Below are 15153 nucleotides of genomic sequence, written 5' to 3' on the forward strand. Positions count from 1 at the left end.
GGAGAGCCTGATGGAACTCGCCTGGTACGCCCTGCTCGGCCTCTTCTTCGCCGGCTACCTGGTGCTCGGTGGCTACGACTACGGCGTCGGCCTGCTGCTGGCCCGGGGCACCGACCCGGCGCGGCGGCGGGCGGCCCTGAACGCCGTCGGACCGTTCTTCCTCGGCAACGAGGTGTGGTTGGTTGCGGCCGTCGGCATCCTGTTCGGCGCCTTCCCCGTCCTGGAGGGGGAACTGCTCGCCGGCAGCTATCCGGCGGTGCTGGGCGCACTGGTCGGGGTGATCCTGGTCACCGCCGGGGTGCAGTTGCGCAGCCGACCGGCCAGCGGGTGGGCGCGGGCCGGCTGGGACCGGGTGATCGTGGTGGGCAGCCTGCTGGCCGCGCTCGGCTGGGGGGTCGTGCTGGCCGGGCTGCTCCAGGGTGTACCGCGGCATCCCGACGGTCATGTCGTCGGCGTGACGCACCTGTTCACCCCGTTCGCCGCCGCTGCCGCGCTGGCGCTCGTCGCGCTGGTCGCGGCGCACGGGGCCACCTTCCTCACGCTGCGGCTGCCGGCCGCCGAGGCCGACCGGCTCCGGCCGCTGGCCCGCCGGCTGGTCCTCACCGCGGCCGGCGCGGTCGGCACGGCCGCCGTCGTGGGCCTGTCCTCCGACCGGGTACGCGTCGCCGCGCAGCGACCGGCGGTCGGCGTACTGCTGGCGGTGGGGCTGGTCGCGGCGCTGCTGGTGGCGCGGGCGGCGCTCGGCCGGGCACGGGCCGGCGTCGCCTTCGCCGCCACCGCCACCGCGCTGGCACTGCCGGTGCTGCTGGTCGGGGCGACCCTCTGGCCGTACGCGCTGGTCTCGACCGTGGACCCCGCAGCGTCACTGACCGTGACCAACGCCGCAGCCAGCGCCCCGACCCTGCGTCTGTTGGGCTGGCTCGCAGTACCGTTGCTGCCGGCACTACTAGGCTTTCAGGCGATGTGCTGGTGGATTTTCCGAGGACGAACCGAGGGTAGGGCGCTGGTGTACTGGTGAACCGCCGGCCCTTCGACCCGCGTCTGCTGCGCCGGGTTCCCGCCGCCCGGGGTGACCTCGCCCTGCTGGGCCTGCTCGGGGTACTCGCCGCGGGGCTGGTCGTGGCGCAGGCCACCGCCCTGGCCACCCTGCTGGCCTCCGCGTTCACCGGAGATCTGAATCGTCCCGCCCTGGCCGGCTTCGTCGCCGCCGTGGCGGCCCGCTCGGTGCTGGTCTGGGCGCAGGGCACGGTGTCGGCGCGGCTGGCCGCCACGGTCAAGGCGGCGCTGCGGGCCGAGCTGCTCGGCGCGGTCTCCCGACACGGGCCCGGCTGGGTCGCCGGCCAGCGCGCCGGTCAACTGGCCACCCTCGCCGGTCGCGGGCTGGACGCCCTGGACGCCTACTTCACCGGTTATCTCCCCCAGCTGGTCCTCAGCGTCACCGTGCCGGTCGCCGTACTCGGCCGGATCGTCTTCGCCGACTGGAGTTCGGCGCTGATCATCGCGTTGACCCTGCCGCTCATTCCGATCTTCGGGGCCCTGCTCGGCTGGCAGGCCCAGGCCGCCACCGAACGCCAGTGGCGTCGGCTGTCCCGGCTCGGCGGGCACTTCCTGGACATGGTGGCCGGGCTGCCGACCCTGCGTGCCTTCGGCCGGGCAAAGGCCCAGACCGACGCGGTACGCCGAATGGCCGACAGCCACCGGGTCGCCACCATGAAGACCCTGCGGATCGCCTTCCTCTCCGCCCTGGTGCTCGAACTGGTCGCCACCCTGTCCGTGGCGCTGGTCGCGGTGCCGGTGGGCATCCGGTTGCTCGGTGGCGGGCTGACCCTCCAGGTCGCGCTGCTGGTGCTGCTGCTCACCCCGGAGGCGTACCTGCCGCTGCGCGCGGCCGGCAGCCGGTTCCACGCCAGCATGGAGGGGCTCACCGCGCTGGACGAGGCCTTCACCCTGACCGGTGCCGCGCCGGCACCGCAGACCCGCGCCGGGGCGCTGCCGGACGGGCTCGGTGAGATCAGGTTCGAGTCGGTCACCGTCGCCTACCAGCGCACCGTGGCGTTGCGGGACGTCTCGCTGACCATCCGACCGGGCGAGCGGATCGCGATCATCGGGCCCAGCGGTGCCGGCAAGAGCACCCTGCTCGGCCTGCTGCTCGGCTTCGTCACGCCGACCCGCGGCCGGGTCACCGTGGGTGGGGTCGACCTCGCCGAGGCCGACCTCGACGGCTGGCGTCGGCAGGTGGCCTGGGTGCCGCAGCGCGCCCACCTGTTCGCCGCCTCGCTGGCCGACAACATCCGCCTCGGTGTCCCTGAGGCCTCCGCGAGCGCCGTCGAGAAGGCGGTTCAGGACGCCGCCCTCGACGACGTGATCGCCGCCCTGCCCGACGGCCTGGACACCATGCTCGGCGAGCGCGGGCACGGCCTGTCCAGCGGGCAGCGGCAGCGGGTCGCGCTGGCCCGGGCGTTCCTGCGGGACACCCCCGTGGTCCTGCTCGACGAACCCACCGCCCGCCTCGACGCCGCCGCCGAGGCCGCGGTGCTGACGGCCACCCACCGCCTGGTGGCGGGCCGTACCGCCCTGCTTGTCGCTCACCGGCCCGCCCTGCTCGCCGACGCCGACCGCATCCTGCGGGTCGACGACGGCCGGGTGACCGAGCTGACCCCGCAACCGACCGGGGAGGGCCGATGAGCGACGAACGATCCGACCAGACCGGCCCGGAGACCGGCTCGACCCAGGCTGGTCCCCGACCGGCCGGCGGGGCGCCGGAGCTGGTGGTGCTGCGGCTGGCCCGGCCGTACCTGAATCGGCTGATCGGTGCCGGCCTGCTCGCGGCGGTCACCGAGTTCGCCGCGCTGGCCCTGATGGCCACGGCGACCTGGCTGTTGATGGCGGCTGCCGGCCAGCCTCCGCTGGACCGGCTCACCGTGGCGATCGTCGCGGTACGGGCCCTGGCCGTCAGCCGGGGCGTGTTGCGCTACACCGAACGTCTCGCCGGCCACGACGCGGTGCTGCGTCTGGTCACCGATGTCCGGACCCGGGTCTTCGCCACCCTGGCCGCCCGACGCGGCGCGCCACCGCGCACCGGCGACGCGCTGAGCCGGCTGGTCTCCGACGTGGAGGCGGTGCAGGACCTGCTGTTGCGGGTCGTCGTGCCGGGCGCGGCGGCCGGTCTGGTGAGCGTGCTGGCGGTCGGGCTGACCGCGCTGGTCTCGCCGTCGGCCGCGCTGGTGCTCGCCGCCGGGCTGCTGGTGGCCGGGGTGGCGCTGCCGGCGCTGGCCACCGCGTTGACCCGGCGGGCCGCCGCCGAGGTGGCACCGCTGCGCGGTGCGCTCGCCGCCGACGCGGTCGACCTGACCCACGGCGCGGCCGACCTCGCCGCCTTCGGTGCGACCGGCGCCGCCCTCGACGCGGCGCAGCGCCGCGCCCGCCAGCTGGCCCGGTTGGAACGCCGGCTCGCCGTACGCGGCTTCGCCGTGGACGCCGCCGGGGTGCTGGTGGCCGGGCTGACCGCCGGTGCCGTGGTCTTCGTCGCGCTCCGCGCCGGGGTGGGCGGGGTCCTCGTCGGTGTGCTGGCGGTCGGCACCCTGTCCGCCGTGGAGATCGCCCTGGCCCTGGTCGGTGCCGCCCGACAGTGGACCGCGCTCCGCACCGGCCTGGCCCGGATCGCCCCGCTCATCACCGACACCGCCGAGCAGGCCACCGGCACGCCAGCGGCCATCAGGGCCCCGTCCGGCGACCGGGGCAGCACCCCTGACCTGCGCTTCGACCAGGTGACGGTGCGGTACCGCAGCGGCGCGCCCGCCGCGCTGGACACCTTCGATCTCGACCTGGCGGCGGGGCGACGGGTGGCGGTGGTCGGTCCGAGTGGCGCGGGCAAGAGCACTCTCGCCGCGGTGCTGACCGGTGCGGTACGCCCGGACGGCGGTCGGGTCACCCTCGACGGGCGTGACCTCGGCACGTACTCGCCCGAGGAGTTGCCGACGGTGGTCGGCGGGCTGCTCGCCGAGGCGTACGTCTTCCACGCCACGGTCCGGGAGAACCTGCTGCTGGGCCGGCCCGGCGCCGACGAGCTGGCGCTCTTCGCCGCGGCCGAGGCGGCCGGTCTGGCTGACTGGGTACGGGACCAGCCGGACGGTTGGGACACCGTCGTCGGTGAGGAGGGTGCGCAGCTCTCCGGCGGTCAGCGGCAGCGCCTCGCACTGGCCCGGGCGCTGCTCGCCGCCCCCGCCGTGCTGGTGCTCGACGAGCCGACCGAAGGCCTCGACCCGGTCGCCGCGGACGAGGTGCTCGCCGGTGCCCTGGCCGCCGTTCCCGCCGGGCGCTCGGTGCTGCTGATCTCCCATCGGCTCAGCGGTCTCGCCGGGCTGGACGAGATCGTGGTGCTGGACGCGGGACGGATCATCCAGCGCGGCCGGCACGCGGAGCTGATCGCGACCCCGGGCTGGTACCGGGACCAGTGGACGCTGCAACAGGCCGCCGAGCACGGCTACCTGGCGGTTTCCGGCTGACCCCTCATCAGGGATCTCCCGGACGGCGGGACGGCCGTCCGGCTGGCAGCATGGGGACATGCCGGTCGGTGATGACGTGTTGGTCGAGGAACACCTGCGGCAGTTGGCCGCCCGGCTGCACGGGCCACGCCGGCTACGCGCGGATCTGCTGACCGAGGCCCGGCACGGGCTGCTGGACACCGTCGAGGCGTACCGGGACGGTGGTCTGCCGGGCGACGAGGCGGCCCGACGGGCGGTGGCCGAGTTCGGTACGCCCGAGCAGCTTGCGCCCGCGTACCAGGCCGAGCTGGCGGTGGCCGCGCTGCGCCGGCTGGCGCTGTGGATCGTCGCCTTCGCCGGGGTCGCCGCGATCGCCGGTGATCTGACCTGGCACGGGTCGAGTTGGAGCGCGGGTCCGCCGCCGCCGACCGGCTACCTGCTGCTGTCCCGGTCGGTCGACGTGATCTGGACTGCGGCGTTCCTGTTCGGCGCGGCCGGTCTGGTGCTGGTGGCGATGACCGCGCGGTCGTCCCGGCCCGGGTTCACCGTCGCGGCGCACACCGTGGGCATCCTGCTGACCGGCACCACCCTGCTGGGCGCGATGGCCGGGGTGGCCCTCTTCGGCTGGTCGATCGCACTGTGGGACGCGGCGCTCAGCTGGCCACCGATGATCGTCGGGATGCTGGTCGCGGGTGTGGCGCATCTCTGGCTGGGCCGGACCGCGCACACCTGGCTGCTCGCCGCCCGACCGTTGGTCACCCGGTAGCGCGCCACGAGGTCACCCGCAGTGATCAGCCCGATGTCGTCGAGGGTGGGTTGGCGTCCAGGACACGCCCGACGGTCGCGGTGAACTCGCGCCACCCCGCCCGCTGCTCGGCCAGCGTGCGTCGGCCGGCGTCGGTCAGCTCGTACGTCCGCCGCTCTCGACCGTTGACGGTGCTCCAGACGCTGGCCACGTGCCCGGCCCGCTCCAGCCGACGCAACGCCGGGTAAACGGTGCCGGTGGGCAGATCGAGCCGCCCGTCGCTACGGGCGCGCAGCGCCTCGATGATGGCGTAGCCGTGCAGGGCGCCCCGCTCCAGCACGGCGAGCAGCAGGGAGTCGAGGTGGCCGTGCAGCGCCTGGGCGTTCATGCGTAGAAACGCTACTTGTCGAACCACGGCCCCGCCACCGGGGCGGGCACCGGTCACCCAGCGCAGCCAACTAGGGTATGTGCCCAGAGTCACTCGCCGGCACCACGCCGGCGGGTGGGCAGCCCGACGCACACGGAGGTCACCGTGGCCCGCCAGTCGCCTCAACGGCCGGACGCCGACGAGCCCGAGCTCGATGACACGACCGGCCCCACCGAGCCGGACGCCACCGACGAGTCGGAGGCCGTCGCCGACGCGGATCCCGGCGCGTCCCGCGCGCTCTGGGAAGAGCTGCGGATCGACCCGGTGGAGATCGCCCTGCCCGCCGGCACCGGCTACACGCTGCGGGCGTACCGCCCGGCCAGCGAGCTGACCCCGACCGACGTGGCCGAGCGCGACGCCGACGACCCGTTCCTGGCCCGTCGCCAGGTCGTCGAGGCCGAGGACGACGAGGACGACGACGTCGTCATCCTGGACGAGGAGATCGCCCGGGAGTTCGCCGAGAGCGACGACGAGGAGAAGCGGGCCAAGGACGGCGACACCGACGCCAAGGGCGACAAGGATGACGCCGACGACACCGACGAGAAGGCGGCCGAGGAGGCCGGCGACGAAGAGGTGCCGATCTTCCTGAGCCACCGGGGGCGGCTGCTGCTGTTCAAGACCCCCGAGGCGCTCGTGAGTTTCGTCCGCTCCGGCGCACCGAACGATCTGTCTCAGCTGGACAGTTGGAATGAATTGTCCGAACGGGTGGAGCCGGCCGACATCGCGCCGCTCGACGAGGACATCTACGAGCTCGACCTGGTCGTGGAGAACCTGCGCGGCGGGCACGACACCTGGGACCCGACGCTGCTCATCGAGGCCGGTGAGGTCGCCCGGGACCTGTCGTACGCGCTGCGTCTGCCGGCCGTACTCGACATGCTCTCCGCCGGCTCCAGCCTCGACGACCTGGACGAGGCGCTGCGGGCCTCGGTCAACGGCGGCATCGGTGGTTTCCTGGGCCGTCGGCGGCTGAAGAAAATCGGGGCACAAACCGCAAGTCTCGGTTGGCGGACCATTGTCGGAAAGATCTCTGCGGTCGTGGACTGGCGCGACTGACCCACAACAGGGAGCATCAGTCTCTGGCAGAGCTAAGCCCTGTGTCCCGGGAGGAGGACGACGCCGTGGCGCTCGTGCGCGTGTACTGCGGTCTGGCCTCGGCGGATCCGGCCGACCGACCGGCCTCGGCCGGATCGACGCTGACGTCCGCTGTGGTCGACGACGCAGGCCGGCTGCTGCATGTCTGCGAGGTCGACGACGACCCGGCGGGCTACGCCCGACTGGTCACGTTGCTCGTGGACCGCTCGGGCGGGCCGAGCGGAGCGGCGATCGCCGCCGACACCGACGACCACACCGTCACCTCACTGCTCAGCGCTGCCGGCCGCCCTCTGGCGATCGCGGACGACGACTCGGTCGACGACTTCGCCGAACGGTTCGCCGATGACGACTCGGTCGAGGAGATGCAGTCCCCGCCGGCCGTCCGGCGGGCCGTCGGCCTTGCTCGTGCCCTGCAGGCCGGTGCCCTGTCGGCCGTGACCCTGCCGGCACCCCGGGATCTCGCCGGTTACAAGCAGATCCTCGCCGCGCACGCGGCGCTGACCAGCGGCCGGCACTCCGCCGCGGTGGCGCTGCGTGAGGTGCTGCGCGAGTTGTACCCGGCTGCCCTGCGCGCCTTCCCCGACCCGGCGGAGTCGATCCCGCTGGCGGTGCTGGACGCGCTGCCCGAGCCGAGCATGCTCACCGACGCCGGCCGTGGCCGGGACGCCGCGGTCACCGCCGACGCCGTCGCCGCGCAACTCACGGCCGACGGGGTGGGCGACCCGGACGCGATCGACGAGGCGGTCACCGCACTGCGGGTGGCCATCTCCGAGACGCCTCGACGCTCCACCGTCAACCGCGCCCTGACCTCGGCCGCCGCCGAGACCATCCGGCAGACCGTCGCCTCGGTACGCGCCTGCGACGCCGGCTGCGAGGCACTCGTCGGCGCGCTGCAGGCCCGTACGCCCGGCCCGGCCCTGGCCAGTGGCCGGCGAGCCGCCGCCCGACGGGGCGAGCCGGTCGGCGAACTGCCCACCGTCAACAGCGCTGCCGGCCTGCGAGCCGTACGCCCGACCGGCCCGGAACCGGCCGCCGGACGCCGTTCCCGTCCCGAGCCGGTGTCGGGCACCACCGCACCGCCGGCACCCCGCCCGACGAATCCGCCGCCGGTGGCGCCGGCCCCGGTCGCCCCGCCGCCGGTCGCACCGGCCCCGATCGCGCCGGCTGCGGTCGCCGGACCGCCCGTGTCGGCGCCGCCGTCACGTCCCGACTCCGCCGGATCGCGGATCGACGGGCCGACGAACCGGCCGATCTCCACGCCACCGCCGCCGCCCGGGATCACCCCGATCGCGCCGGCGCCGCGTGGTTCGATCCCACCGGCCGAGGCCGGCGAGCCGTTCCGGCCGACGCTGACCACCGCAGCGATCAACAGTGCCCGCGCCGAACGGCAGCGCACCATCATCCCGCCCCGGCCGAAGACCAACGGTGCGCCGCCGACGCCGACGGGTGGCTTCAGCGCCACCGACCTCAGCGTTCCGGTGCCGACGCCCCGCCCCGGGCAGGAACCGGCCGCACCGGGCTCGCGTGCCAACTGGCCGCTGGTGAACAACCCGGAGAATCCCGCCGACAGCTCGGCGCGCAACCCCGTCGCCGGCTCGTACGACGACCGTAACCGGGGTGCAGGCCCCGCCACCGGTCCCGAGGTGCCCGCCGAGCTGACCACCGAGCGTCGGGTGACCCCGCCGTGGCTCGCCGACGACCTGCCGCCGGAGCCTCCGGTGCTGCGGCTCGTCGAGCCGCCGCCGCTGGCCGACCGGGCGCTGCGCAACGGGCCGGAGTCGCACCTGGAGAACCCTCCACTGCGTCTGGTGGACCGGGCTCACGACGAGCAGCGTGGGCATGCCGCCGAGCGGCTGGATCCCCCACTGCTGCCGCGTCGACCGGCGCCGCCTGTCGAGCACCGGCCGTCGCCGATCTCCGACGAGGGTGACGGTGACCTGCTGATCTTCGCGCAGGCCAAGTCGGCCTGGTTCGTCGGGCACGGCGAGGACGCCGCCCTGGACTGGTCGAGCACGGCCGACACCGGATGGCAGGCCGCCGAGCAGGCCGCCCGCCCTGCGGTGGGTGCCGAGACGAACGCCGGCCTGCCCAAGCGCGTACCGCAGGCCAATCTCGTGCCCGGTTCGCCGCTGCGCGAGGAACGTCCACTGCGGATCGTGCGCGACGCGGCCAGCCTGGCCGAGAACACCACCGGCTACTTCCGCGGCTGGCGTCGCGGCCAGGAGATCGGCGGGTTCGCCGTCGGTGGCCGCCCGGGCCGGGAGGCGGCCGGCGGCTGGGACTTCAGCCGGGACACCGGTGACCGTGACGACGACCGGGAGTACGAGTACCGCTCCGCCGGCTACCGCTCCTGAAACCCCTCGGGTCGGCCTGTCGCTTTCGGTGCACCACCCGATGAGGTGCTGCCGTGTCGACGCCTTGCGGCGTCCACACGGTACATCCTGACCGGACTCACCGAAGGCGTCAGGCACGCCACCAGACGGCCGTAGCCGCTCTATCCGGTGTGGACGCCGCCTCGGGGTCGCGTAGGGACTCCCCGAGCCGCCACACGCGCACTCGGCGAAGGGCTCGGACGCCTGCGCGATCCGGCACGCGGACAGCAACCAGCGCCCGGTGTCGACGTCAGACCGTCACCGGGCGCTGCGGCGGCGCTCAGGCCGGGGCGACAGCCCGCGAGCGACGCATGGTGAGCACATACTCGACCAGCGAGATCAGCACGTGCTTCGTCGACTCCCGGTTCCGGGCGTCGCAGGCCACCACCGGCACGTCGTTGGAGATCGCGAGCGCCTCCCGGACGTCCTGCGGGTCGTGGTACTGCATGCCGTCGAAGCAGTTGATGGCCACCAGGTACGGCAGCCGCCGGTGCTCGAAGAAGTCGATCGCCGCGAAACAGTCGGCCAGCCGGCGGGTGTCCACCAGCACGACCGCGCCGATCGCACCCCGGACCAGTTCATCCCACATGAACCAGAAGCGGGTCTGACCCGGCGTACCGAACAGGTACAGGATCAGGTCGCGGTCGATCGAGATGCGGCCGAAGTCCATGGCGACCGTGGTGGTCGTCTTTCCCGGCACCTGCCGGGTGTCGTCGACGCCCACCCCGGCGGAAGTCATGATGGCCTCGGTGGTCAGCGGCGTGATCTCCGAGACCGAGCCGACGAGCGTCGTCTTGCCGACGCCGAATCCGCCGGCGATCACGATCTTCGCCGACGTCACGCGCCCGCTCGGGGCCGGCGGCCGGTGCGACATGTCAGAGCCTGCGAAGTCCACTCAGCACCCTCTCCAGCAGTTCAGTGCCCACCGCGTCGTCCGAGTCGTCCAGGATGGTCGGCTCGTGGACCGCGACCAGGCCGTCCGTCGCCATGTCGGCGATGAGCACCCGGGCCACGCCGAGCGGAAGCTGCATCCGCGCCGCGATCTCGGCGAGCGACTGCACGCGTCCGTCACACAGCGCGGCGATGTACTGGTGTTCACGGCCTTGACCGCCGTTGCCAGTGGCAACGGCACGACCGCGCACCGTCGTCTCGACCAACGCCTCCAAGGCGATGTCGAGGCGGGGTCGGGTACGACCGCGGGTAACGGCGTATGGACGGACCAACGCACCGGTCGGCTCGTCACGATCCATGTCGCCGCTCACCTCCTTCGTACCCGGCACCGGAACCCACCGGTGCTACCCGTCGTATGCAGTGTTGTCGCCCCGCCCGCCCCACCGGCTGGCGCGACGATCAGCCCATCATCCCCACAGCCGTACGTGGCTGCGGGGTCAGGGCGTCACCCACCCGGTCTACGAGCAGGGCCATCTCGTAGCCCACCTGTCCCACGTCGCAGCTGCGTGCGGCGAGCACCGCGAACGACGAACCGTCGGAGATCGACATCAGGAACAGGAAGCCATTGTCCATCTCGACAACGGTCTGCAACACGGCACCGCCCTCGAAACACCGGGCCGCACCCTGGGTCAGGCTGACCAGGCCGGAGGCGATCGCCGCCAGCTGGTCCGCCCGGTCCCGCGGAAGGTCTCGTGACGACGCCAGGAGCAGACCGTCCGCGGAGACGGCGACCGCGTGCGCGACACCGGGTACCCGATCGGCGAAGTTGGCCAGCAGCCAACCGAGGTCCTGCGTACTAGTCATCCTTCTTGCTCCTTCTGCCTGCTCCCGGCCACCGGGCCTGAGCCAGACTGCGAGGATTGCTGCCCGCCCGGAGTCCCCTCCGGGCCGGTCGGGTTGCCGTCCGACGGGTGGCTGCGCCCCCGCTGGACACCCCGGTGGTAGGCGGAAAGCAGTCCGCGCACCGACTCGGGGTTACGTCGCTGCACCGAGTTGGTGGGCTTCTCCACCGCGCCCGGAACGAGTTGCGCCATCGGCGTGCGCTTGGGCAGCCCGGTCTGGGTGGTGCCGGCGGGCGGCGCCTGACTGGCGGCGGAGGCCGCCCGCCAGCCGTCGTCGGCCGCAGTCTGCCACACACTCTCCGGCGACGGCGGACGGTAGGTGGGCCGGCTCTCGGCGCTGCCCGGGCGAGGGCCGCCGTTCGCCGCAGCGCCGTTCCCGCCTGCGGCTGTCGGAGTCTCTGCCATCGGTGCGTTACCTGTCGTTCCGGTCTGGTTCTGCGTACTGGGCCGACCGACCGGGTCGACCGCGGAGAACTGCTGGGCAGGTGCCCCGTTCGCCGCCGGTTGGCGGGCACCTGCGGACTCCTCCGGGCCGGGACGGCGGGTACGGAACCACGCCGACTCGAGCTCCCGGAAGATCGGCAGCTCCATCGTCTCATCCGCGTACCGCTGCCGGTTCTGCGCCTGCGGCGGCGTGGGCACGGTCGGCTGAGCCGGCCTGGTCGGCTGTGCGGCCGGACGTGGCACCCGAGGCAGCTCGGTGGTCATGTCCAGCGCGGCGGCCAGCCGCTCGGGCACCGCCGGAGCCGCCTGCTCCGCGGCGACCGGGGGCCAGGCGGGGGGTGCCGGGGTCGCGGGGCCGGCCGGTCCCGCGGAGACCGGCCGCTGCGGCAGCGGGCTGCCCGGCGGCGTCGAGATCGGCGCGGCCGAGACCGGCTGCCCGGAGACCGGGGCGGCGGAGACCGGCGGGGCCGAGTACGGGGTGCCCGAGACCGGCGGCGACGAGACCGGCGGCGACGAGACCGGCGGAATCGGTGGTGCCGACACCGCGGGCGGCGCGTACGGCGCGACCTCGGGGCTGCTCGACAGCTGACGGGGAATGGACGGCTGGCCACCGGTCTGCTCGTCGGTGACCCGCCGCTGCGGCAGTGGATCGGTCGACTGGCCACCCGGGGGGCGCGGGGTGAAGCTGTTGTTGCCGCCGGTGACGCCGCTCGCGCCGGTCAGGTCCGACCAGGCGGGCAGGTTGCCCGCACCTGCCGGGGTGCCCGAACCGTTGCGGTTGGCCGGCTCGAAGGGCCGACCGCCGAGGGTCACCTGGTTACCCGAGCCGCCGGATCGTTGCGCCGGTACCGAGGGCGCGGTCGGCGCACTCGGACCGTTGCCGAGGGCGGGCAGGGCGCCGAAGGCCGGACTCGGCCCGGGCGGCGGTGCGGCCGGGGCGGGCAGGGCTGCGGGATGCGGACCCCGACCGGAGAGCGCCCGGGGCACCAGCACGGTCGGCGGCAGCGTGACATCGGCCACCGTGCCCCGATCGGTGCCGGGGCGCAGCTCGACCTTGACCGCGTGCCGGGACGCCAGCCGGGCGACCACGACCAGGCCCATCATCCGGGAAACGGCCACGTCCACCTGCGGCGGCGTGGCCAGCCGCTCGTTCAGGTCGGTCAGCTGCTCGGGGCTGATCCCGATGCCCCGGTCCTCCACGTACAGCGAGGCGCGGTCACCGACCCGGCGGGCCTCGACCAGCACCTGCGAGTCCGGCGGCGAGAACGCGGTGGCGTTGTCGAACAGCTCGGCGACCAGGTGGACCAGGTCGTTGACCGCGTGCGCGGCGACCTCGATGTCCCGGTCGATCACCCCGAACTCGATCCGGGTGTAGTGCTCGACCTCGGACTGCGCGGCCCGCAACACGTCGATGAGTGCGGCCGGCTCGCGCTGCACCCGGGTCGAGTCGGCACCGGCGAGGACCAGCAGGTTCTCGTCGTTGCGGCGCATCCGGGTGGCGAGGTGGTCCAGCTGGAACAGCTCGGCCAGCCGGTCCGGGTCCTCCTCGCCGCGCTCCAGCCGGTCAAGGTGCCCGATCAGCCGGTCGACCAGGATCTGGGACCGGCGGGCCAGGTTGACGAACATGGTGGCGACCGAGGCCCGCAGGGCGGCCTGTTCGGCGGCGGTACGGACGGCCTCCAGGTGGACCGCGTTGAACGCCTCGGTCACCTGACCGAACTCGTCGCGGCTGCGTACTGGCAGTGGCTCGGCGATCTGGTTGGCCAGCTGCACCGGGGAGAGCTGCCCGGTGACCTGCGGGTCGCGCAGCCGGGCGACCGCCTGGGGCAGCCCGTACTGGGCGATGGAGAGCGCGCCCTGGCGCAGCTCGCGCAGGGAGCGAGCCATCGAGCGGGCCACCAGGTACGCCAGGATGACGGCAAGCAGCAGCATGGTCAGCAGCAGGCCGGTCTCCAGGAACACCTGACGCTGCACGTCGGAGCGGAGTTCGGCGGCCTGGTCCTGCACGTCGGCGTCGAACTTCGCCTCGACCGTACGGATCAGCTTGCCGTTGGCGACCAGCGCCGCGTCCCACTGGTCGGCGTTGAAGGAGACACCGGAGAGGTCCGCCGAGGTGTCGGCGTTGACCTGGCTGATGTAGATGGTCGCCTGCCGGCGGTCACCACCGCCGATGGTCTGGGCGTGGAACTCCGCCTCCTCCTCGGTGGCGACGGAGGTGAAGCTCTGCTGCGCCTGCTGCTGACCGGTCTCGCTGGCGATGTAGTCGGTGCGCAGGGCGGAGCTCATGCCGCGCTGGAGGGCCCGGTGCACCACCACCCGGCGTACGGAGAGCCACTCCTTCTCCCGGGCCACGGCGGCGGCCGCCCGCATCCGGTCGCTGAGCTCGTTGTCGCCGGCGAGCTGGCTGGCCGAGTCGCGGATGGTGAGCAGCTGGTTGATCAGCTCGTCGTAGGACTGGAGCGCGTCAGTGATCTTGAACTTGCCGTTGAACACCTGGCTGCGGGTACCGGGCAGGTCGGCCAGCCGCCCGTCGATCTGGTCGAGCAACCCGGCGAGGCTGACGGGCAGGTCGGTCAACTCGGAGCGCTGCTGCGAATAGGGGCCCTTGTCGTCGTCGACCCGCTTCGCAACCTCGTTGTAGAGGGCGGAGTACTTCTTCTTCGCCTCCGGCTCGGGCTGCCCCGCCTGCTGAGGCGGCACCCCCAGGAGCAGCACCGCCGCGGTCCGCTCGTCCTGCAGGCCGTCCACCAGTTCGCCGGAGTAGCCGATGAGCTCGGCGAGGTCACCGGCCCGGTTGGCGTCGTTGAGCGAGTCCAGGTGGTCGAACAGGCCGCTGGTGCCCACGACGACCGTGGCGATGGTCGGCACGATCATGATGAGACCGAGCTTTGACCAGATCGGCATGTCGCGGAGCCGACCGAAAGGCCGGCGCAGGCGCGACAGGAAGGAGCCTGCCGTCTTCGGCCGTTTGCTCACGTCACCGCCCTCGTGATTGCTGCGTCGGCGTTGCTCCCGGGCAACGCCCAGCGGCCGACCCGGCGGGTCGGACCATCCGAGATTCCATCACGCTCGTCGGCAAAGAGAAAGCCCAGGTTGGCCCCAGCTGGCGGTGTGATGAGATGTTGATGCAATTTGATCGCAGTCCGTCTGTCCGGAGTTACTCAGAGTAATGATCACCCAGCGCCGAGTCATCCTACTTGCTGGCCCTTCTGGCTCCGGAAAGTCGTACATAGCGCGACGAACCGGACTTCCGGTCCTCTGCTTGGACGACTTCTACAAGGACGGCGATGACCCTACGTTACCTCGACGGAACGGGCAGATCGACTGGGAGTCACCCGCTTCCTGGGACGCGGACAACGCTGTCGGGGTCATTGCGCAACTCGTCCGGGACGGCAAGGCAGACGTACCCGTCTATGCCATAAATGAGGATCGTCGGGTGGCCACCCGACGATTTGATCTGGCCGATGCGCCACTTTTCGTAGCCGAAGGGATTTTCGCTGCGGAGATCGTCGAGGAATGCCGCCGACGCGATCTGCTCGCCGGGGCGTACGCCCTGCGGCGGCCCCGGAGCGCGACCTTCCTCCGGCGGTTGAGCCGGGATCTCGCCGAGCAGCGCAAGGGCCCCCGGGTGCTGTTGAGTCGCGGCGTGGCGCTGCTCCGCGCCGAGCCGGCGGTGCTGCGCCGGCAGACCGGACTCGGCGCGGAGGCCGCCCGCGGTCGGGAGGTGCTGCGTCGGGTGGCCCACCTGCTCGCCGGTCATCCGCCCGCGCGGTGAGCCCCGCCCGCCCCGCCCGCC

11 protein-coding genes and 1 pseudogene are annotated in these 15153 nt (G+C 73.2%); 7 read left to right on the forward strand and 5 right to left on the reverse strand.

From position 1 onward, the window contains the following. Positions 1-10 precede the first annotated feature (10 nt). Genes JMF97_RS22460 through JMF97_RS22475 form a run of 4 tightly spaced genes read left to right on the forward strand, consistent with a single transcriptional unit; the run spans position 11 to position 5250 of the window. Complete coding sequence (locus tag JMF97_RS22460; protein WP_203223328.1) at positions 11-1018, forward strand: cytochrome d ubiquinol oxidase subunit II; 1008 nt, start codon at positions 11-13, stop codon at positions 1016-1018. Further along, a complete protein-coding gene (cydD, locus tag JMF97_RS22465; protein WP_203223329.1) occupies positions 1015-2685 on the forward strand; it encodes a thiol reductant ABC exporter subunit CydD in 1671 nt (556 codons plus the stop codon). Before JMF97_RS22460 ends, cydD begins: the two co-directional genes overlap by 4 nt. Further along, a complete protein-coding gene (gene cydC / locus JMF97_RS22470; protein WP_203223330.1) occupies positions 2682-4505 on the forward strand; it encodes a thiol reductant ABC exporter subunit CydC in 1824 nt (607 codons plus the stop codon). The genes cydD and cydC overlap by 4 nt, the downstream gene beginning before the upstream one ends. A gap of 58 nt (positions 4506-4563) precedes the next feature. After that, positions 4564-5250: a permease prefix domain 1-containing protein gene (locus JMF97_RS22475; RefSeq protein ID WP_203223331.1), complete on the forward strand. Its 687-nt coding sequence runs from the start codon at positions 4564-4566 to the stop codon at positions 5248-5250. Positions 5251-5275: 25 nt separating this feature from the next. On the opposite strand, the gene JMF97_RS22480 is transcribed toward JMF97_RS22475, so the two are convergent. Continuing rightward, positions 5276-5617 carry a PadR family transcriptional regulator gene (locus JMF97_RS22480; RefSeq protein WP_203223332.1) on the reverse strand — a complete coding sequence of 114 codons (342 nt, stop codon included), beginning with the start codon at positions 5615-5617 and terminating at the stop codon, positions 5276-5278. 114 nt (positions 5618-5731) lie between these two features. Here JMF97_RS22480 and JMF97_RS22485 point away from each other — a divergent pair, with 114 nt between their 5' ends. Together JMF97_RS22485 and JMF97_RS22490 are read left to right on the forward strand one after the other, a co-directional pair. Further along, positions 5732-6709: a SatS C-terminal domain-containing protein gene (locus JMF97_RS22485; RefSeq protein WP_203223333.1), complete on the forward strand. Its 978-nt coding sequence runs from the start codon at positions 5732-5734 to the stop codon at positions 6707-6709. 41 nt (positions 6710-6750) lie between these two features. Next, positions 6751-8568: pseudogene (locus tag JMF97_RS22490) on the forward strand (transposase); the annotation flags it as partial. Positions 8569-9400: 832 nt separating this feature from the next. Here JMF97_RS22490 and JMF97_RS22495 read toward each other — a convergent pair. From JMF97_RS22495 to JMF97_RS22510, 4 genes are all read right to left on the reverse strand, one after another. Continuing rightward, complete coding sequence (locus tag JMF97_RS22495) at positions 9401-9994, reverse strand: GTP-binding protein (RefSeq protein ID WP_013731523.1); 594 nt, start codon at positions 9992-9994, stop codon at positions 9401-9403. Between the two features lies 1 nt (position 9995). Beyond that, a complete protein-coding gene (locus JMF97_RS22500) occupies positions 9996-10370 on the reverse strand; it encodes a DUF742 domain-containing protein (RefSeq protein ID WP_013731522.1) in 375 nt (124 codons plus the stop codon). A 100-nt stretch (positions 10371-10470) separates the two neighbouring features. Continuing rightward, positions 10471-10875, reverse strand: coding sequence for a roadblock/LC7 domain-containing protein (locus JMF97_RS22505; protein ID WP_013731521.1), 405 nt, complete (start codon positions 10873-10875; stop codon positions 10471-10473). Further along, a complete protein-coding gene (locus tag JMF97_RS22510; protein ID WP_203223335.1) occupies positions 10872-14333 on the reverse strand; it encodes a sensor histidine kinase in 3462 nt (1153 codons plus the stop codon). The genes JMF97_RS22505 and JMF97_RS22510 overlap by 4 nt, the downstream gene beginning before the upstream one ends. A gap of 193 nt (positions 14334-14526) precedes the next feature. Between JMF97_RS22510 and JMF97_RS22515 the strand changes: the two genes are divergently transcribed. Beyond that, complete coding sequence (locus JMF97_RS22515) at positions 14527-15132, forward strand: uridine kinase family protein (RefSeq protein WP_203223336.1); 606 nt, start codon at positions 14527-14529, stop codon at positions 15130-15132. The last annotated feature ends 21 nt before the right edge of the window (positions 15133-15153 follow it).

The sequence above is a fragment of the Micromonospora fiedleri genome, from assembly GCF_016774385.1.
Lineage (GTDB): Bacteria > Actinomycetota > Actinomycetes > Mycobacteriales > Micromonosporaceae > Micromonospora > Micromonospora gifhornensis.

Excerpts from the sequence above, each read along its gene's own strand:
- cydC (WP_203223330.1), top strand. The coding sequence starts at position 2,682 with ATGAGCGACGAACGATCCGACCAGACCGGCCCGGAGACCGGCTCGACC.
- JMF97_RS22460 (WP_203223328.1), top strand. The coding sequence starts at position 11 with ATGGAACTCGCCTGGTACGCCCTGCTCGGCCTCTTCTTCGCCGGCTAC.
- JMF97_RS22475 (WP_203223331.1), top strand. The coding sequence starts at position 4,564 with ATGCCGGTCGGTGATGACGTGTTGGTCGAGGAACACCTGCGGCAGTTG.
- JMF97_RS22515 (WP_203223336.1), top strand. The coding sequence starts at position 14,527 with ATGATCACCCAGCGCCGAGTCATCCTACTTGCTGGCCCTTCTGGCTCC.
- JMF97_RS22480 (WP_203223332.1), bottom strand. The coding sequence starts at position 5,617 with ATGAACGCCCAGGCGCTGCACGGCCACCTCGACTCCCTGCTGCTCGCC.
- JMF97_RS22495 (WP_013731523.1), bottom strand. The coding sequence starts at position 9,994 with ATGTCGCACCGGCCGCCGGCCCCGAGCGGGCGCGTGACGTCGGCGAAG.
- JMF97_RS22500 (WP_013731522.1), bottom strand. The coding sequence starts at position 10,370 with ATGGATCGTGACGAGCCGACCGGTGCGTTGGTCCGTCCATACGCCGTT.
- JMF97_RS22505 (WP_013731521.1), bottom strand. The coding sequence starts at position 10,875 with ATGACTAGTACGCAGGACCTCGGTTGGCTGCTGGCCAACTTCGCCGAT.